Source organism: Alistipes megaguti, from assembly GCF_944320325.1.
GTDB lineage: Bacteria > Bacteroidota > Bacteroidia > Bacteroidales > Rikenellaceae > Alistipes > Alistipes megaguti.
Genome location: NZ_CALUHA010000041.1, coordinates 1 through 19,201, shown reverse-complemented (window position 1 = coordinate 19,201; position 19,201 = coordinate 1). Strand labels below are relative to the sequence as shown.

10 protein-coding genes and 1 tRNA gene are annotated in these 19,201 nt (G+C 63.9%); 10 read left to right on the top strand and 1 reads right to left on the bottom strand.

What is annotated here, in order from left to right:
• The 8 genes from PUQ42_RS09430 to PUQ42_RS09395 all read left to right on the top strand — a co-directional run.
• A partial coding sequence (locus tag PUQ42_RS09430; RefSeq protein WP_273373202.1) for a SusE domain-containing protein occupies positions 1–1,626 on the top strand: 1,626 nt, incomplete at its 5' end.
• A gap of 148 nt (positions 1,627–1,774) precedes the next feature.
• Positions 1,775–3,652 (top strand): FAD-dependent oxidoreductase, encoded by a 1,878-nt coding sequence (locus PUQ42_RS09425; protein ID WP_273373200.1) that lies wholly within the window; start codon positions 1,775–1,777, stop codon positions 3,650–3,652.
• Positions 3,653–3,660: 8 nt separating this feature from the next.
• Complete coding sequence (locus PUQ42_RS09420) at positions 3,661–5,817, top strand: alpha-galactosidase (RefSeq protein WP_273373198.1); 2,157 nt, start codon at positions 3,661–3,663, stop codon at positions 5,815–5,817.
• Positions 5,814–7,700 (top strand): glycoside hydrolase family 2 protein, encoded by a 1,887-nt coding sequence (locus PUQ42_RS09415; protein ID WP_420534960.1) that lies wholly within the window; start codon positions 5,814–5,816, stop codon positions 7,698–7,700. The genes PUQ42_RS09420 and PUQ42_RS09415 overlap by 4 nt, the downstream gene beginning before the upstream one ends.
• A gap of 29 nt (positions 7,701–7,729) precedes the next feature.
• Positions 7,730–9,355 (top strand): DUF4886 domain-containing protein, encoded by a 1,626-nt coding sequence (locus PUQ42_RS09410; RefSeq protein ID WP_273373196.1) that lies wholly within the window; start codon positions 7,730–7,732, stop codon positions 9,353–9,355.
• Positions 9,356–9,386: 31 nt separating this feature from the next.
• Positions 9,387–12,467: a DUF4886 domain-containing protein gene (locus tag PUQ42_RS09405; RefSeq protein ID WP_273373194.1), complete on the top strand. Its 3,081-nt coding sequence runs from the start codon at positions 9,387–9,389 to the stop codon at positions 12,465–12,467.
• A 69-nt stretch (positions 12,468–12,536) separates the two neighbouring features.
• A complete protein-coding gene (locus tag PUQ42_RS09400) occupies positions 12,537–14,159 on the top strand; it encodes a DUF4832 domain-containing protein (RefSeq protein ID WP_273373192.1) in 1,623 nt (540 codons plus the stop codon).
• A gap of 40 nt (positions 14,160–14,199) precedes the next feature.
• Positions 14,200–16,629 carry a glycoside hydrolase family 2 TIM barrel-domain containing protein gene (locus tag PUQ42_RS09395; RefSeq protein WP_273373190.1) on the top strand — a complete coding sequence of 810 codons (2,430 nt, stop codon included), beginning with the start codon at positions 14,200–14,202 and terminating at the stop codon, positions 16,627–16,629.
• 209 nt (positions 16,630–16,838) lie between these two features.
• Here the strand turns inward: PUQ42_RS09395 and PUQ42_RS09390 are convergent.
• Positions 16,839–16,914, bottom strand: a tRNA-His gene (locus PUQ42_RS09390).
• Positions 16,915–17,154: 240 nt separating this feature from the next.
• Here PUQ42_RS09390 and PUQ42_RS09385 point away from each other — a divergent pair.
• The gene (locus tag PUQ42_RS09385) at positions 17,155–17,424 is read left to right on the top strand and encodes a co-chaperone GroES (protein WP_087310704.1); all 270 of its coding nucleotides are present in this window, start codon (positions 17,155–17,157) and stop codon (positions 17,422–17,424) included.
• Between the two features lie 19 nt (positions 17,425–17,443).
• Positions 17,444–19,072: a chaperonin GroEL gene (groL, locus tag PUQ42_RS09380; protein WP_122119761.1), complete on the top strand. Its 1,629-nt coding sequence runs from the start codon at positions 17,444–17,446 to the stop codon at positions 19,070–19,072.
• The last annotated feature ends 129 nt before the right edge of the window (positions 19,073–19,201 follow it).

Sequence of the window (19,201 nt, the reverse complement as noted above, 5' to 3'; positions counted from 1 at the left end):
ATTCATAAATCGGCATTCCTTCTGGGCGCACTGGCTCTTGCGGCCTGCAACGAGGAGGTGGACAATGCCTATTCGCGACACAACTTCGTCGTGGAGATCACCTCTTCGGCCCAGACCCTCGTGCTGAACGAGGCGGCGGCCGACGAGACGGCGCTGACCGTCGAGTGGACCCCGGCGGCCGAATACGGTGACGACTACCTCGTGACCTATTATTATCAGATCGAGGTGGACGGCAGCAAGAGCGAGGCCATCACCGAGTATGAGGATACGGGCAACTTCCGGCGGGAGTATACGAACGCCGAGCTGCAGCAGATGCTCGTCGACCACTTCGGCATGCTGACCAGTTCGTACAGCGACATGCGCTTCACCATCACGGTGTCGTTCGACGGCCCGACGCTGATCATCCCCGACGAGGCGACGGTCAACGTGCGGGTGAAGACCTACGGCCCCAAGCAGTTCGAGGCTGACGAACTCTACATGAACGGCTCGGCCTTCGAGTCACCCGTCAAGCTGACGGCCTCGGAGACGAATCCGCGGCTCTACGTCTGGACCGGATCGCTCCGTCAGGGGACGGTCTTCTTCCCGGTGGTCTACGGCGACGAGAACAACGCCATCGTTCCGGCATCGGGCGCCGATACCGAGATCGGCGAGACGCCCATGGAGGCCCGGGTCGTCGATGCTTCGGAGTCGCACGGCGGATGGAAGATCCCCGCAGACGACGAGTACCGCGTCACGGTGAACATGGATGCCGAGACCGTTACGATCATCCCGACGTCGAGCATCGTCGAGATCGACAAGATCTACCTGGCCGGTACGGCCGTTTTGGGCGATGAGGAGGTCGAGGTGGCCCAGATGCTGGAGAACGCTTCGGTCTACGCCTTCCGCGGCGAACTGAAGGCCGGAACGCTCTACCTGCCGCTGCTCTACGACGAGAAGACCGAGATGTCGTTCGTTCCGGCATCGGGCAACGACATCCACGACGGTGAGGCTTCGGCCTACATGCAGGTGACGACCTCGTCGGCCGTGTCGGCCAACCGTTACTGGACGATCCCGGCCGACGGCATCTACCGCATCGTGGTCGACCTGACGGCCAAGACCATCACCTTCCGTTCGGCCGCCACCGATCTGAAGAATACCGTGGTTTCGTTCAACAAGACCTATACCGACGACGGCACCCCCACGGCCAACCCCTATGAGATGGAGGTGACCCAACTGTGGATGTACGGAACGTTCAACAACTACGCGAAGGACACGGACAAGGGCTACTTCACCGGTTTCCAGGAGGCCTATTCGCTCCGGCAGAGCCTGGCCAATCCGAACATCTTCGTCTACAAGGGTGCCGTGCTGCCCCGTCAGACGGCCAAGGACGATGTCGGCGAGTCGCATGCCGGCGGCGTGAACTTCAAGGTCGCACCCTGGCACAACAACGTCTACTGCTACGGCTCGACGGCCGATGCCAAACGTAACGACCATACGGGATACGTGGATGCCGTGCCGGGCAAGACCGAGCAGCTGGTAGGCGGTCAGGGCGACAACCGCTACGCTTACTTCCACATCCCGGAGGGATGCAACTACGTGGAGATCGACATCGAGAAGATGACCGTTGTCTTCGACGTGCGGGAGTAATCCCTCCGCGTGAGGCCGGATTCCGGTCCGGCGCTGATACCGACTTCCGCCGGGGGACTCTTCGGAGCTCCTCGGCGGAGGCGCGGTTTGCGGACGACTTGCCGGAATGGAAAATTTGAAGTAAACTTGTATTGCCGAAAAAACGCATATGAAGAGACTGATCGCACTGCTGCTGATGCTGCCCGGAGTACTCGGGGCGGCAGCCGCTCCGATTCTGGTTGAGGCCGAGAGTTTTGCCGAAAAGGGCGGATGGGTCGTCGACCAGCAGTTCATGGAGCTGATGGGCTCCCCCTACCTGTTGGCACACGGCGCCGGACGGCCCGTGGCTCCGGCCCGGACCGACATCGAGATCCGCGATGCGGGGCTCTACCGCGTGTGGGTGCGCACCTGCAACTGGACCGCGCCGTGGACGTCGAAGCCCGGCCCCGGAAAGTTCCGCGTGCGGATCGGCCGGAGGCTGCTCTCAGCAACGCTCGGTCAGACGGGCTCCGGCTGGGAGTGGCAGTGTGCCGGCGAGGTTGCGCTCCGCGCCGGGCAGACGACCCTGGCGCTGGAGGATCTGACGGGTTTCGACGGTCGTTGTGACGCCGTCTACCTGACGGACCGCCCCGACGACGTGCCGCCGGCCGAAGCCGCTGCGCTTGCGGAGTTCCGCCGGGAGCTCTCCGGGCGGAAGGCTCCCCGCGAGGAGCAGTTCGACTTCGTGGTGGTCGGCGGAGGCATTGCGGGCATGTGCGCCGCGGTGAGTGCCGCCCGCGAAGGGTGCGGACGCGTGGCGCTGGTCAACGACCGCCCCGTGCTGGGGGGCAACAACAGCGCCGAGGTGCGGGTCCATCTGGGCGGTTACGTCGAGCTGGGCCGCTACCCGATGCTGGGGCGCATGATCCGCGAATTCGGCCACACGAAGGCCGGCAACGCCCAGCCCGCCTCGAATTACGAGGACGAGCGCAAGCAGCAGTTCATCGACGGCGAACCGAACGTCACGCTGCTGGCCCCCTACCGGGCCCTCGAGGTGCGGATGGAGGGGTTGAGGATTGCCGCGGTGCTGGTCCGTCACATCGAGACGGGCGAGGAGATCTGGCTCTCGGCGCCGCTGTTTTCGGACTGTACGGGCGACGGCACGATCGGCTATCTGGCCGGGGCCGACTACCGCATGGGCCGCGAAGCCCGTTCGGAGTTCGGCGAGGCGCTGGCCCCCGAGCAGGCCGACAGCATGACCATGGGTGCCTCGGTGCAGTGGTACTCTTCGAAGGTGGACAAACGGCATGCGAAGTTCCCCGAATTCTCCTACGGACTGGAGTTCAACGACGAGAACTGCGAGGCGGTGACCTTCGGCGAGTGGAAGTGGGAGACGGGGCTCAACCGCAACCAGATCACCGAGGCCGAGCGCATCCGCGACTACGGACTGCTGGTGATCTACTCGAACTGGAGCTTCCTGAAGAACCACTCCGCACAGCGGGAGCGCTTTGCCGACCGCAACCTTGATTGGGTGGGCTACATCGCCGGCAAGCGCGAGTCGCGCCGGCTGCTGGGCGACTACATCCTCAAGCAGGACGACATCGACAAGGAGGTCTTCCACGAGGACGGGTCGTTCACGACCTCGTGGGCCATCGACCTGCACTTCCCCGACCGCGAGAATGCGGCCCGATTCCCGGAGGATCCCTTCAAGGCGGCCACCGTCCACAACTGGATCAAACCCTATGCGGTGCCTTATCGCTGCCTCTATTCGCGCAACGTGGAGAACCTCTTCATGGCGGGGCGTGACATCAGCGTGACGCACGTGGCGCTCGGTACGGTGCGCGTCATGCGGACGACGGGCATGATGGGCGAGGTGGTCGGCATGGCCGCCGCGATCTGCCACCGCTACGGCTGTCTGCCCCGCGGCGTCTATCAGGACCATCTGAAGGAGCTGCAGGAGGCCATGTCGCGCGGAGCCTGGCGCCACGATGCCCCGTTGAACAACCAGAATTTCAACCTCCCGAACCGAATCCTCGACCAGCCGGCCGGGATTGCGGGCCACCGATAGTTTGCCCTATGAACCGACAGACGATGATTTTCCGCGCCGCTCTGGCGTCTCTTCTTGTGCTTCTGGCCCCGACGGGGCTGACGGCTCCGGCGGCCCCGTCGGCCCGGGCTGCCCGGCCGGAGACGGGTGTCGACCGTTCGCACCCCTATGCCTTCCTGCAGGGGGATACGGTGCTGGTGCTCGGCAACGCCGCGGTGGAGCGCCGTTTCCGCTGGAACGGCGGCAATCTGATGACCCTTTCGCTCGAGGACCGGACCTCGGGAACGCTGTTCCGCACGGTGCGGCCGCAGCCCGATTTCGTCTTTACGCGCAACGCTTCGGCACCGGGTGCCGGGGGAACGCTGACGGTCGGGACGGTCCCGGCCACGGTCATCGCCCCGGCGTATCTGCGCGCCCGGGTGGAGTATGCGCTCGACGGCGTCGAGATCCGGCGCGAATACCGCATCTACGGGGATGTACCGGCCATCGCCTGCCAGACGTGGCTGCGGCTCACGGATGCCTCCGGGGCCGCTCCGACCGCCGTGCTGGAGGCCTCGGCCGAATCGGCCAATGCCGCCGACCGCAAGAACATCGAGGCGCAGGCCGACATGGCGGTGAAATCCTCCGAGGCGATCCTCGACCGGATGAACCTTCCCGGCGTGCACTGGCATGCGCGGGCCGTGGAGTTCTCCGACGTGACGGACTGGAACGACAACCTGGTCTGGGAGCGTGACGTCATCGCCTACCGCAAGAACAGCTATCGCGGCAACCTGCTCTTCGTCCGCAACGGCGTCGACGGCCGGGGCTTCTTCTTCCTGAAGGAGGCCCCCTGTTCGGCCGTGCAACTGGCCTACGGGCGCGGTGACTTCACGACCGATTTCGGAGCGTTCGCCGTGACGGGCGTCGGCGTGGCGCCGGGGGATCTCTCGCACGAGTGGGTGCGGGCCTACGGCGTGGTGACGGGCGTCTACGGCGAGGGCGAACTGGCGGCCCTGACCGCCCTGCGGCGTTACCAGAAGCAGATCCGTGCCCCGCGCGACGGCCGCGACGAGATGGTGATGATGAACACTTGGGGCGACCGCAGCCAGGATACGAAGGTCAACGAACGCTTCTGCCTGGAGGAGATCGAGCGCGCCGCCCGGCTGGGGATCACCCATTTCCAGATCGACGACGGTTGGCAGCAGGGCAAGAGCCCCAATTCGGCGCTGGCCCGCGGGTCGTTCCGCAACATCTGGCAGGACCCCGACTACTGGAAGCCGGCAGCTGACAAGTACCCGCGGGGGCTCGATCCCGTGGTCAAACGGGCCCGCGAACTGGGTATCGAGGTGGGGCTGTGGTTCAATCCGAGCGTGCAGGACGACTTCGCCGACTGGGAAAAGGATGCCGCGGCGCTGCTCGACCTCTACCGCCGCTACGGCATCCGGGTCTTCAAGATCGACGGCCTGACGATCCCCACCAAACGGGCCGAAACCAATCTGCGGCGCCTCTTCGACCGGGTCGAGGAGGAGTCGGACGGCGAGGTGCTCTTCAACCTTGACGCCACGGCCTCGCGGCGCGGCGGCTACCATCTGTTCAACGAATACGGCAACATCTTCCTCGAAAACCGCTATACCGACTGGGGAAACTACTACCCCTACCGGACGCTGCGCAACCTCTGGCAGTTGAGCCGCTATGTCCCGGCCGAACGCCTGCAGATCGAGTTCCTGAACAAGTGGCGCAATACGGACAAGTACGGCGACGACCCCTTTGCTCCGGCGACCTGCGGCTTCGACTACCTCTTTGCCACGACCATGGCCGGACAGCCGTTGGCCTGGCTGGAGTCGTCGAATCTGCCCGACGAGGCCTTCGGGATTGCACCGCTCGTCGAATCCTACAAGCGGATCGCCCGTTCGTTCCACGAGGGGATCATCCTGCCCGTGGGCGAGGAGCCTTCGGGCCGCTCGTGGACCGGTTTCCAGTCGATCCTCTCGGACCGGGAGGGCTATCTGCTGCTCTACCGCGAAGCCGTGCCGTCGGACGAAGGGGTGGTCGAGACCTTCCTGACCGAGGGACGCAAGATCACCCTGACACGCCTGCTGGGCTACGGCCCGTCGAAGGAGCGGCAGACCGTGGGACGCAAGGGCTCCCTGCGGGTGTCGCTGCCCGCTGAAAATACCTTTGTACTCTACAAATACGCCATCGAATGAATCACCTGAAACTTCATCTTTTGGCTGCGTGTACGCTGCTCGGTGCCGTTGCGGCACCGCGGGTCGAGGCGCGCCCGGCCATGACCAACGCATACGGCCGCCATTGTCAGTCGCTCAACGGCAAATGGGCCGCCATCGTCGACCCCTACGACCAGGGGGTCCCCAAGGAGATCTTCCTCAACCGCAAACCGCAGAACGACACCGAATTTTTCGAATATGCCTTCGAGGGCGGGCTGCGCCTCGAGGTGCCCGGTGACTGGAATTCACAGTCGCCCGAGCTGGACTATTACGAGGGGACGGTGTGGTATGCCCGGCATCTGCTGGTCGGCGATTCGGCGCCGCAGCTCCCCGAAGGAGCCTGTGCCACGCCGGTCGAGGCACTGCGCCAGGGCGAACGGCTCTTCCTCTACTTCGGCGGGGTGAACTACCGCTGCAACGTCTACCTCAACGGCGAGCGGATCTGCAGCCACGAGGGGGGATTCACCCCCTTCGAGGTCGAGATCGGCGACCGCCTGCACGAGGGTGACAACTTCCTGGCCGTCGAGGTCAACAACCGCCGGACGCCGGATGCCATCCCGGCCATGGCCTTCGACTGGTGGAACTACGGCGGCATCACGCGCGACGTGATGCTGGTGCGCACGCCGCAACTCTTCATCCGCGACTACTTCCTGCGGCTCGACGAATCGTCGGACCGGCGGCTGCGCTTCAGCGTCGAACTCTCGGAGCCCGTGGCGGCGGAGGTCACGCTGCAGATCCCCGAACTGGGGGTGGAGCGGCGTCTGACGACCGACGGCGAGGGGCGTGGCGAGACCGCCTTCGACGTGCGCCGTCTCGAGTTGTGGGCCCCCGATGCGCCGCGGCTCTACGACGTGCGGCTGGCGTGCGGTGAGGGGGCTGTCGACGACCGGATCGGATTCCGCCGGATCGCGGTCGACGGCACGAAGATCCTCGTCAACGGCCGGGAGCTCTTCCTGCGCAGCATCTCGTTCCACGAGGAGATCCCGCAGCGGCGCGGACGCGCCTGCAGCCGTGCCGATGCGCGGATGCTTCTGTCCGAGGTGCAGGCCCTGGGCGCCAACATGGTGCGGCTGGCCCACTATCCGCAGAACGAGCATACGGTGCGGCTGGCCGAGGAGCTGGGCATCCTGCTCTGGGAGGAGATCCCCATCTGGCAGGGGATCGACTTTACGGATCCGTCGACCGAGGAGAAGGCCCGCGGCATGCTGCACGAAATGATCGTCCGCGACCGCAACCGCTGTGCCATCGGTTTCTGGGGCATTGCCAACGAAACCCGTCCGTCGCCGGCGCGCGACGCCTTCCTGCGACGGCTGCTCGAGCTGGGGCGGAGTCTCGATGCGAGCCGGCTCTTCGTGGCGGCCTTCGACAACGTCTACTACCGCCGGGAGAGCGACCGCTTCCAGATGCAGGACGATTTCGCCCCGCTGCTGGATGTCGTGGCCGTCAACAAATACATGGGGTGGTATGCCCCGTGGCCGAAGGAGCCCGCCTCGCTCCGCTGGGAGGTGTTCCCCGACAAACCGCTGATCATCTCGGAGTTCGGTGGCGAGGCCCTCTACGGACAGCACGGCGACGCGCGTTGCGCCTCGTCGTGGAGCGAGGAGTATCAGGCCCGGCTCTTTGCCGACAATCTGGCCATGTTTGCCCACATCCCCAATCTGGTCGGCATCTCTCCCTGGATTCTCTTCGATTTCCGTTCGCCCTACCGCTTCCATCCGGTCAACCAGCAGGGCTGGAACCGCAAGGGGCTCCTTTCCGACCGGGGCGAACGCAAGCAGGCCTGGTATCTGATCCGCGATTTTTATCGCGCGAAGCAGATGAACGGAAAACAGGGTTCGGAGGCCGCCGAACCCAACAGGAAATAACCGCTTTGATCGTGTATTGATTTACTGCCATGAAACGAATTTTCAAATGGATAGGTTGTGCGGCCGTAGCGCTGGCCCTTGTGCTGGGCGGAGGCTGCACCGAATCGTCCGACGACGAGCCCCGAACGGAGCAGAACGGCTCCGGACAGACCCCCGGTTCGGACGAGGAGGGGGAGGAGGAGACCCCTGACGAACCCGGGACGCCCGATCCCGAAGAGCCGGCGGACGATCCGCTGGCCGACGGGAAACTCTGCATCCTGGCCATCGGCAACAGCTTCTCGCAGGATGCCGTCGAACAGTATCTCTGGGAGCTGTTCGATGCGGCCGGCATCGAGGCCGTGATCGGAAACATGTACATCGGCGGCTGCCCGCTCGAGAAGCACTGGAGCAATGCCCAAAGCGATGCGGCGGCCTATGCCTACCGCAAGGTGGTCGGCGGCGTGAAGCGCGAGACGAAGAACGTCGCCCTCTCGACGGCACTGGCCGACGAGGCGTGGGACATCGTCACCCTGCAGCAGGCCAGCGGTGACTCGGGCCTCTACGAAACCTACGTTCCCTATCTGTCGAACCTGATCGGCTACCTGCAGGAGCGGGTCGATGCACAGATCTGGTTCCACCAGACGTGGGCCTATGCCCAAAGTTCGAACCACGCCGACTTCCCCTCCTACGGAAACGATCAGATGACGATGTACCGGGCCATCGTGTCGGCCGTTCAGCAGGCCTTTGCCGACAATGCGTCGCTGGCCGGGGTGATCCCCTCGGGTACGGCCATCCAGAATGCCCGCACGTCGTTCCTCGGCGACACGTTCAACCGCGACGGCTACCACCTCGAAACCACCTACGGACGTTATACGGCAGCCTGCACCTGGTTCGAGGCGCTGTCCGGCGAGTCGGCGGTCGGCAACACGTACGCCCCCGCCACGATCGACGCCCAGATGACCGCCATTGCGCAGCACGCCGCCCATGCGGCCGTGGAGCAGCCCTATGAGATCACCACGCTGGTCGATTACGAACATCCTCAGGTCGACGACGGACCCGTCGAGGCGGCGATCTATGTCGATTTCGGCAGCAAGTCCTCCGGTACGCCCTGGAACAACATCACCACCGCGGATGCCGCCGACATCACCCTGAAGGATGCCGAGGATCGTTACACGCAGGCCGTGCTGTCGATTGATCCGGCCTTCAGCACCGTCTATGCCGGGGTGAGCGGCGAACCCGAGTCGGATATCGTCTCGCAGGGCATCACGTGGCCCCGCATGGTCTGGGTCGACGGACTGACGGTGACGGGTACGCCCGGTGAAGGCGACAGCGATCCCGCAACGATCGTCATCTCGGGGCTGCAGCCCACCCAGAAATTCGACGTCACGGTGCTGGCGACGCGTTACAACGGTACGCGGACGGCCCGCACGACCGACTACCAGCTGGTCGGTGCCACGCAGACCGGCGGGCGGATCAGTCAGGGAATCCGCCTCGGCAGCGGCACCGGACTCTACCCCTCGTGGGAGGAAGTCCCCTTCGAAGAGTATGCCCTGACGTTCGCGGAGGTGGCCCCCGCGGCGGACGGCACCCTGCGCCTCACGGTTCGGGGCGTGGATGTCGGCTCCACGGTGGTCGAGGGGCATATCTCGGCGCTCTGTCTGGCTCCGGCCGAATAACGAATGAACAAACTGTTGAAATAAAAACCCTATGAAAAAACACCTCTTCAGCCGGGTGCTTGCGGCGTTCCTGCTCCTTCTGGCGGGAACCGCCGTCGCGGCCCGGACTCCGAACCCCGCGGCGGCTCCGGCCGCACCGATCGTAACCGCCGCTCCGGATGAGGCGCAGAAGACGGCCCGGCCGCTGCGCATCCTGGCCATCGGCAACAGCTTCTCGCAGGATGCCGTCGAACAGTATCTCTGGGAGCTGTTCGACGCGGCCGGCATCGAGGCCGTGATCGGAAACCTGTACATCGGCGGCTGTCCGCTCGAACGCCACTGGAACAATGCCCGCAGTGACGCACCGGCCTATGCCTACCGCAAGGTGGTCGACGGCGTGCGCACCGAGCAGACGAACGTGTCGCTCTCCCGGGCGCTGGCCGACGAGCCGTGGGATATCGTCACCCTGCAGCAGGCCAGCGGCCGGTCGGGTCGCTACGTGACCTACCAGCCCTATCTGCGCGATCTGATCGCCTGTGTCGAGCGGCAGGTCGACAATCCCGCGCTGCAGATCTGGTTCCACCAGACGTGGGCCTATGCCCGCGATTCGAAGCATGGCGAATTCGTGCTCTACGACAGGGATCAGTCGGAGATGTATGCCCGCATTCTGCAGAGCGTGCGCTGTGCGCTGGACGACTCGCCGCAGATCTGCGGCGTGATCCCCTCGGGTACGGCCATCCAGAACGGACGCACCACGCCGCTGGGCGATACGTTCAACCGCGACGGCTATCATCTCGAACTGACCTACGGCCGCTATACGGCGGCCTGCACGTGGTTCGAGACGCTGTCGGGACGGTCGGTCGTGGGGAATCCCTATGCGCCCCGCGGCGTCGATTCGCTGGAGCGGCGCTGGGCGCAGCTGGCGGCCCATTACGCCGTACGGCGCCCCTTTGCCGTGACCTCCTGGGAGGATATGATCGTCGAGGAGCGGGTCGATTCGCTGCTCGGACGGATGACCCTTGAGGAGAAGATCCTCCAGCTCAACCAGTACACGGCCGGACAAAACGACAACGAGAACAACATCGGCGAGACCGTAAGCAAGATTCCCGCCGAGATCGGTTCGCTGATCTATTATGCCGACGACCCCGTGCTGCGCAACGCCATTCAGCGTCATGCCGTCGAGCAGTCGCGGCTGGGCATTCCGGTTCTCTTCGGATTCGACGTCATCCACGGATTCCGGACCATCTGCCCGATTCCGCTGGCGCAGGGAGCGTCGTGGAATCCCGACCTTACGGCCCGGGTGTGTGCCGATGCGGCTCGCGAGGCCAGTCTGGCGGGTATCGACTGGACCTTCTCGCCGATGGTCGACGTGGCGCACGATCCCCGCTGGGGACGGGTGGCCGAAGGCTACGGCGAGGATCCCCTGCTGACCTCCCGCTTCTCGGAGGCGGCCGTAAGGGGCTATCAGGGTGACAATCTGGCGGACGAAGGGTCGATTGCCGCCTGTCTGAAACACTATGTCGGCTACGGGGCTTCGGAGGCCGGACGCGATTACGTGCCGACCGAAATCTCGCGCCAGACCCTCTGGGATACCTATCTGCCGCCGTTCGAGGCCGGCATCCGGGCCGGGGCCGTTACGGTGATGAGCGCCTTCAACCTGCTGAGCGGCATCCCGGCGTCGGCCAACCGCTATACGATGACCGAGGTGCTCAAGCAGCGCTGGCAGCACGACGGCTTTGTCGTCTCGGACTGGGATGCCGTCCGGCAGCTGATCAATCAGGGATATGCCGCCGACGAACGTCAGGCGGGGGAGCGGGCGATCAATGCCGGCCTGGACATGGATATGGTCGACAACATCTACCGCCGTCATCTGGCGGATCTGGTGGCGGCCGGGGAGGTTTCGCAGGAGCGGCTGGACGATGCCGTGCGGCGCGTACTGCGCGTGAAGTTCCGGCTGGGACTCTTCGAAAACCCCTATACGCCGGAGCTGCCCGAGGAGAAGCGCGCGCTGCAGCCCGAAGCACTTGAAAACGCCCTGCAGATGGCCACCGAGTCGATGGTGCTGCTCAAGAACGAAGGGGCGGTGCTGCCACTCACGGAAGCGACGCGCATTGCCCTGCTCGGCCCGCTGGCCGACAACGGCGAGGATTTGCTCGGTTCGTGGAACGGACGCGGACGCAGTGAGGATGTTGTGACCGTGCGGCAGGGGCTCGAGAAGTATTTCGGTGCCGACCGCATCGTCTGCCGGAGCGATTTCGATTTCGAGGCCCGTCCGACGGTCCAGGCGCTGAAGGAGGCCCGTCGGCTGGTGAAGCGTTCGGATGCCGTGGTGCTCTGCCTGGGCGAAAAGCGCCGCTGGAGCGGCGAGAATGCGTCGCGAACCTCCATCTCGCTGCCCGAGGCGCAGGTGGAGCTGTTGAAGGAGGTCTCGGCGGAGGCGCGCCGGGCCGGAAAACCGGTCGTGGTGGTGCTCTTCAACGGCCGGGCGTTGGATCTGACGGCGGTGGAGCCGCTTGCCGATGCGATGCTCGAAGCCTGGCAGCCGGGGGTTACGGGCGGAGAGGCCGTTGCCCGACTGCTCTGCGGCGAGGAGAACCCCTCGGGGCGGCTGACGCTGACCTTCCCGCGCAGCGTGGGGCAGATCCCCATCTACTACAACCATCGCAACAGCGGCCGTCGCGGTACGCAGGGCCTCTACAAGGATCTGCCGAGCACGCCGCTCTACGGGTTCGGATACGGTCTGAGCTATACGACCTTCTCCTATGGTGAACCGACGCTGCGCGCCCTGCTCAAGGACGGAAGCGAGGTCGAAGTGGGTGAGCAGCCGTTGAAGTGTGCCGACGTGGTACGGCTGACGGCCAGCGTCGAGGTGCGCAACGACGGTGAGTGCGACGGCCGAGAGGTGGTGCAGTGGTACGTGACCGATCCCTGGTGCTCGATTGCCCGGCCGGTTCGGGAGTTGAAGCATTTCGAGAAGCGGATGATCGGAGCCGGAGAGACGCAGCGGTTCCTCTTCGAGATCGACCCGTTGACGGATCTCGGATTCGTCGACGGCCGGGGGCACCGGTTCCTCGAACCGGGACTCTTTACGCTGCAGGTCGGCGGCCGCAGCGTGGACTTTACGCTGGAGTAGTCCGCCGCCGGACGGCTCCCGGTGCGGGGCCGAAGCGAGACAACGAAACGATGAAAAACAGATAATTCCATGAAAATGAAAACCAAAGAGATAAGATTCTTAGTGTGGGGCGCTCTGGCGGCCCTGCTTGCCGCCGGCGGCTGTTCGAAGTCGGACGACGGCGGCAACGGCGGCTCCGCAGAGGAGGTCGAGGGGGTTGAGGTAACGGTGACGCCCGACCGCGAGTCGGTGCTGCGCAATCCCTTCTCGGGCTGGGTGCTCTACGCCGGTCTGGGCGACGGCCTGGCCGACGACTATTGGGAGCAGTACGACCATCTGGCCTGTTCGTCCGTCCCCGAGGGGTATGTCAAGGTGTCGGACTACGCCTCGATGCTGCTGATCCGCGTGCGCTGGTCGGATGCCAATCCCGAACGCGGCGTCTACATCTGGGACGAGGGGGTCAATACCAAACAGGCCCAGCGTCTGCGCATGCTGATGGAGGGGGCCAGGGAGCGCGGGCTGAAACTCGTCTTCAACTTTACGGCCGACAGCCGCGACTACCACTACAACATCGTCCCCGAGTATGTCCGCGAGCAGATCGAGGCTGCGGGGCGTGAGGTCTACTGGTCGACGACCGGAACCTCGTCGCGTGTCTGGACGCCCTATCCCGACGATCCGGCCTTCCAGGAGTGCTACGCCGAGTTCATGCGGGCCTTCGCGAAGAAGTTCGACGATCCCGACATCACGGCCTTCATCGGCGGTTTCGGAATCGGCAAGTGGGGCGAATACCATAGCTGCATCTACTCGACGGGCGACGATTCGCCCCGTGAGGCGGTCTTCGACTGGGTGACGGATCTTTGGGCCGAGACCTTCAGGAATGTCCCCATCGCCGTGCAGGTGCACCGCTGGATCGGGTCCACCATTCAGTGGGACGGCAACAACTACGATCCCGATTCGGAGCGGCTGATCCGGAAGGCCGTCGACAAGGGATTCTCGCTGCAGAGCGCCGCCTTCGGCATGCACACCTACTTCTCGGACTGGGAGAAGAGCGTCCTGCAGGAGTTCCGCTACGATCGTCCGGCCGCCTCGGAGGGCGGCTGGGTGCGTGCCTCGCACTCGCTCTCGGCCATCCAGGGCGACGGCTATTCGGACTGGGGCGACGTCCGCCGCGGCGAATACGAGGATGCCATCGGCTCGTGTGTCAATACGATGGATTTCCGCTACAACAGCAACATCACCGAGGGCGAAACCTGGTCGTGGTTCAACGAAGCCTACGAATATGTGCTGAAGTTTATCCGCGAGGGGTGCTACCGCCTCTATCCCGACCGGCTGACGCTGCCCGAGCGGTTGACCTCCGGCGGCCGGGCCTCGATCGCCCATCGCTGGGTGAACCTCGGCTACTCCTACTGTCCGACGAATCTGCCGCAGTATCACGACAAGTACAAGGTGGCTTTCGCCCTGCTTGATCCGCAGACGAACGAGCCCGTGAAGCTCTATTTTGACGAACAGGCCCGCCCCTGCGACTGGCACAAGGGTGCCCCGACGCGCTACACCTTCACGTTCGACGTAGGCACGGTCCCCGCGGGTGACTACCGCTGGGCGGTCGGCATTGTCGACACCTCGAAGGAGAATGCCGTCGGCATCCGGATTGCGGCCAAAAACAATGTGACCCCCGACGGCTGGGTGACGCTCTCCGACGTCCACGTCGAGTAGCGCCGGTCAGATGTCCAACCGATCAAGAACTGATTCGACCATGAAATTCATGAAACGACTTCCGCTGCTTGTGGCGACCCTGCTGGCCGCAGCGACGCTTCAGGCCCGAAATCCGCACCACGAGGAGCTGCTGACCGACTGGCAGTTCCGCCTCGGCCACGATTTCACGCAGCACGACGGCTGGCAGCCGGTGACCGTTCCGCACGACTGGGCCATCTCGGGCCCCTTCTCGCGCGAGAACGATCTGCAGGAGGTGGCCGTCGTGCAGAACGGCGAAAAGCGGGCCTCGCTCAAGACCGGCCGGACGGGCGGCCTGCCCTATGTCGGCAAGGGGTGTTACCGGCGTACGCTACGGATCGATACGCTCGAGAACCGCCGCTACGTGCTGTTGTTCGACGGCGCGATGAGCGAGGCCCGTGTGCTGGTCAACGGGCGTGAGGTCTGTTTCTGGCCCTACGGCTACAGCGCCTTCCGGTGCGAAATCACCGAGGCGCTGCATGTCGGGGAGAATGAACTGGTCGTGACGCTCGAAAACCGCCCGCAGTCTTCGCGCTGGTATCCCGGTGCGGGGCTCTACCGCGAGGTGCGGCTGCTGACCCTTGCGCCGGTCCATGTTCCGGTCTGGGGCGTTCAGGTGCTGACTCCCTACGTCGGGCGGGATTACGCTTCGGTGACCCTCCGTACGCGGCTCGACGGACTGAAGGGCGGCGAGACGGTCGAGGTGGAGACCTCGCTGCGCGACAGGACGGGGCGTGTGGTCGCCTCGAAGTGCGACCGCCGGCAGCTGCTCCATGATGCCCCCTTTGAGCAGCATCTGACGGTCGAGCATCCCGAGTTGTGGTCTCCCGCCACGCCGACGCTCTATACGGCCGAGTCGACGATCCGCATCGACGGCGAGGAGATGGACCGCCATACGACCCGGTTCGGAATCCGCTCGGTTGAGGTACGGGCCGACAAGGGCTTCTTCCTGAACGGCGAGCCGATTCGTTTTCGGGGCGTTTGCCTGCATCACGACCTGGGCCCGCTGGGGGCGGCGGTCAACCGTGCCGCCATCCGCCACCAGCTTACGATGCTGCGCGAGATGGGGTGCAATGCCGTCCGTACGTCGCACAACATGCCGGCCGAGGCGCTCGTGGAGCTCTGCGACGAGATGGGGCTGATGCTGATGATCGAACCCTTCGACGAGTGGGAGGTGGCCAAGTGCCGGAACGGCTATCACCGCTATTTCGCGGAGTGGGCCGAACGCGATCTGGTCAACATGGTGCACCATTTCCGCAACAACCCCTCGGTGGTGATGTGGTCCGTGGGCAACGAGGTGCCCACGCAGTCGACGGCCGAGGGCTACCGGACGGCTTCGTGGCTGCAGTCGATCTGCCACCGCGAGGACCCGACGCGCCCGGTGACCTGTGGCATGGATCAGGTCGACGACGTGCTGTCGAACGGCTTTGCGGCCATTTTCGACATCCCCGGGCTCAACTACCGGGTGCACCGCTACCGCGAGGCCTACGACCGCCTGCCGCAGAACATCCTGCTTGGTTCGGAAACCGCCTCGACGGTCTCGTCGCGCGGCGTCTACCACTTCCCGGTCGAGGCGGGTCCCGACCGCCTGCATGCCGACCATCAGTCGTCGGGGTACGATGTCGAGTATTGCGGATGGTCGAATACGCCCGACGACGACTTTGCCGCCGGGGAGGATCTTCCCTGGCTGATCGGACAGTTCGTCTGGACGGGATTCGACTATCTGGGCGAACCGACCCCCTACCATACAGACGCCTGGCCCAACCACAGTTCGATGTTCGGAATCATCGACCTGGCGTCGCTGCCCAAGGACCGCTACTGGCTCTACCGCAGCGTCTGGAACCGGGAGTCGCCCACGCTGCACCTCCTGCCGCACTGGACCTGGCCGGGACGCGAGGGCGAGGTGACGCCCGTCTATGTCTATACGTCGTATCCCTCGGCAGAGCTGTTCGTCAACGGCGTGAGCCAGGGGGTGCGGACCAAGAACCGCCGCAGCAACCTCGAACGCTACCGTCTGATGTGGAACGACGTACGTTATGAACCGGGCGAGGTGCGTGTCGTGGCCTACGATGCCGAGGGACGGAAGGCGGCTGAACGGGTCGTGCGTACGGCCGGTGAGGCGCGGGCCTTGCAGCTGTCGGTCGACCGGACGACGTTGGCCGCCGACGGTCGGGATCTGGCCTATGTGACGGTCGGAGTGGTGGATCGTGCGGGAAATCCGGTGCCGACGGATCGGCGCGAGGTGCGTGTCGAGGTCTCGGGTGCGGGCCACTTCCGGGCTATTGCCAATGGCGACCCTACGTCACTTGAATCCTTCTATGAGCCCCGCATGCATCTGTTCAGCGGTCAGTTGACGGCGATTGTCGGCAGCGACAACCGTCCGGGAGAGATTCTGGTCCGGGTGACGGCCCGGGGGCTGAAGCCGGCCGAGCTGCGTATCACGGCAGAGTGAGGCGACCTGCGGAGGCCGATGAGGGGCCGGTAAGCGAAAAGAGCAAAGGATTCGTGCAAACGCGGATCCTTTGCTCTTTTTAGGTTATGCGGCAAGCGGGTAGGTTTCCGAACTGCCGGGGCGGACTTCCCGGAGCAAACCTGCCCCCCCCCTCTCTCTCCTCCTGCCAATAGACAACAAAAAGGGCCTCTTTTTTAAGAGACCCTTGCGGGTGGAAGAAGGGGTTCGAACCCTCGGCCTTCGGAACCACAATCCGACGCTCTAACCAACTGAGCTACATCCACCATGTCGATACGTTTCCCGTATCGGTGTGCAAAGGTAATACGTTTTTTTGTTCCCTCCAAAAAAATCGGTCGGAAAATGTACGGGAATTTTCCGTGGGTGACAAAATGGCAGTCCGCCTGCTCGTTTGTCACCCCGAATCTGCCAAAAACCGATTGGCACATCTATTGTTGGAAGAGTGGATGCTTGTTGAAGCGATTATTCGAAAGAAAATTAGATAGTAACAATTAAAAATTAAGTGCTATGAACGTAAAACCCTTATCGGATCGCGTGCTGATTCTCCCGAATCCCGCGGAGGAGAAGACTGCCGGCGGACTGATTATCCCCGACACGGCAAAGGAAAAACCCCTGGCTGGTAAAGTGGTGGCTGTAGGCCCCGGTACCTCGGAGGTGAAGATGGAGGTCAAGGTCGGTGACCAGGTCCTCTACGGCAAGTATGCCGGACAGGAGATCCAGATCGACGGCGAGACCTATCTGATCATGAAGCAGAACGACATTCTGGCAATTATCTAACGTTAAAAACGGAACAACCATGGCAAAGGAAATCAAATATAATGTGGAAGCGCGTGAACTCCTCAAGGAGGGTGTCGATGCGCTGTCGAATGCAGTCAAGGTGACGCTGGGCCCGAAAGGTCGCAACGTCATTATCGATAAGAAGTTCGGTGCACCCCAGGTGACCAAGGACGGAGTCACGGTAGCCAAGGAGGTCGAACTGGAGGATTCGTTCGCCAACATGGGCGCCCAGATGGTCAAGGAGGTCGCCTCGAAGACCAACGACGATGCCGGTGACGGTACGACCACCGCTACGGTGCTCGCCCAGTCGATCATCGGTGTGGGTCTGAAGAACGTCACCGCCGGTGCCAACCCGATGGATCTCAAACGCGGTATCGACAAGGCTGTCGCCAAGGTGGTTGAGTCGCTGCGCGCCCAGAGCCAGGAGGTCGGTTCGGACTTCGCCAAGATCGAGCAGGTAGCCACCATCTCGGCCAACAACGACCACAACATCGGTAAGCTCATTGCCGAGGCAATGGCCAAGGTCAACAAGGAGGGTGTGATCACTGTCGAGGAGGCCAAGGGTACCGAGACTCATGTCGAAGTAGTCGAGGGTATGCAGTTCGACCGCGGTTACATCTCGGCCTACTTCATCACCGATCCCGAGAAGATGGAGGCCCAGCTGGAGAAGCCCTATATCCTGATCACCGACAAGAAGATTTCGACGATGAAGGAGTTGATGGGCGTATTGGAGCCCGTAGCCCAGAGCGGCCGTTCGATGCTGATCATTGCCGAGGATGTCGACGGCGAGGCGCTGTCGGCCCTGGTGGTCAACAAACTGCGCGGTACGTTGAAGATCGCCGCCTGCAAGGCGCCGGGCTTCGGTGACCGCCGCAAGGAGATGCTTGAGGATATCGCCGTACTGACGGGTGCCACCGTGATCTCGGCCGACAAGGGCATGAAGATCGAGGATACGACGCTCGACATGCTGGGTACGGCCGACAAGGTGACGCTGAACAAGGAGAACACGACGATCGTCGACGGTGCCGGCAAGAAGGAGGCCATTGCAGCCCGTGTTGCCCAGATCCGCGCCTCGATCGAGAAGGCTACGTCGGACTACGACAAGGAGAAGCTCCAGGAGCGTCTGGCCAAGCTGGCCGGTGGTGTGGCCGTCCTCTACGTGGGTGCCACGACCGAGGTCGAGATGAAGGAGAAGAAGGACCGCGTCGACGATGCGCTGGCCGCAACGCGTGCCGCCGTCGAAGAGGGTATCGTTCCGGGTGGCGGCGTAGCCTACATCCGCGCTACGGCCTCTCTTGAGGGCATGAAGGGCGACAACGAGGATCAGACGACCGGTATCCAGATCGTAAAGCGTGCCATTGAGGAGCCGCTGCGTCAGATCGTGGCCAATGCCGGTGGCGAAGGCTCGGTAGTTGTCAACAAGGTGCGTGAGGGCCAGGGTGCCTTCGGTTACAACGCCCGCGACGACAAGTACGAGGACATGCTTGCAGCCGGTATCATCGACCCGACGAAGGTATCGCGTGTGGCTCTGGAGAACGCCGCTTCGATTGCCTCGATGTTCCTGACGACGGAGTGCGTGCTGGCCGAGAAGAAGGCCGAGCAGCCTGCACCTGCGATGCCGGCCGGTGGCATGGGCGGCATGATGTAATGATCGGCCGCTGTCAGCCGACAGCATAAACGAAAGCCGGGACACTCAGTGATGCGTGTCCCGGCTTTTTTGTGTCCGTTTGTGCCCGGAGGCGGCATCCGGAGTGCCGGCCGGTTGAGGCGCGGGTTC

What these genes read in the sequence shown, in the direction of transcription:
- PUQ42_RS09425 (WP_273373200.1), top strand. Translation starts at nt 1,775, where the DNA reads ATGAAGAGACTGATCGCACTGCTGCTGATGCTGCCCGGAGTACTCGGG.
- PUQ42_RS09420 (WP_273373198.1), top strand. Translation starts at nt 3,661, where the DNA reads ATGAACCGACAGACGATGATTTTCCGCGCCGCTCTGGCGTCTCTTCTT.
- PUQ42_RS09415 (WP_420534960.1), top strand. Translation starts at nt 5,814, where the DNA reads ATGAATCACCTGAAACTTCATCTTTTGGCTGCGTGTACGCTGCTCGGT.
- PUQ42_RS09410 (WP_273373196.1), top strand. Translation starts at nt 7,730, where the DNA reads ATGAAACGAATTTTCAAATGGATAGGTTGTGCGGCCGTAGCGCTGGCC.
- PUQ42_RS09405 (WP_273373194.1), top strand. Translation starts at nt 9,387, where the DNA reads ATGAAAAAACACCTCTTCAGCCGGGTGCTTGCGGCGTTCCTGCTCCTT.
- PUQ42_RS09400 (WP_273373192.1), top strand. Translation starts at nt 12,537, where the DNA reads ATGAAAATGAAAACCAAAGAGATAAGATTCTTAGTGTGGGGCGCTCTG.
- PUQ42_RS09395 (WP_273373190.1), top strand. Translation starts at nt 14,200, where the DNA reads ATGAAATTCATGAAACGACTTCCGCTGCTTGTGGCGACCCTGCTGGCC.
- PUQ42_RS09385 (WP_087310704.1), top strand. Translation starts at nt 17,155, where the DNA reads ATGAACGTAAAACCCTTATCGGATCGCGTGCTGATTCTCCCGAATCCC.
- groL (WP_122119761.1), top strand. Translation starts at nt 17,444, where the DNA reads ATGGCAAAGGAAATCAAATATAATGTGGAAGCGCGTGAACTCCTCAAG.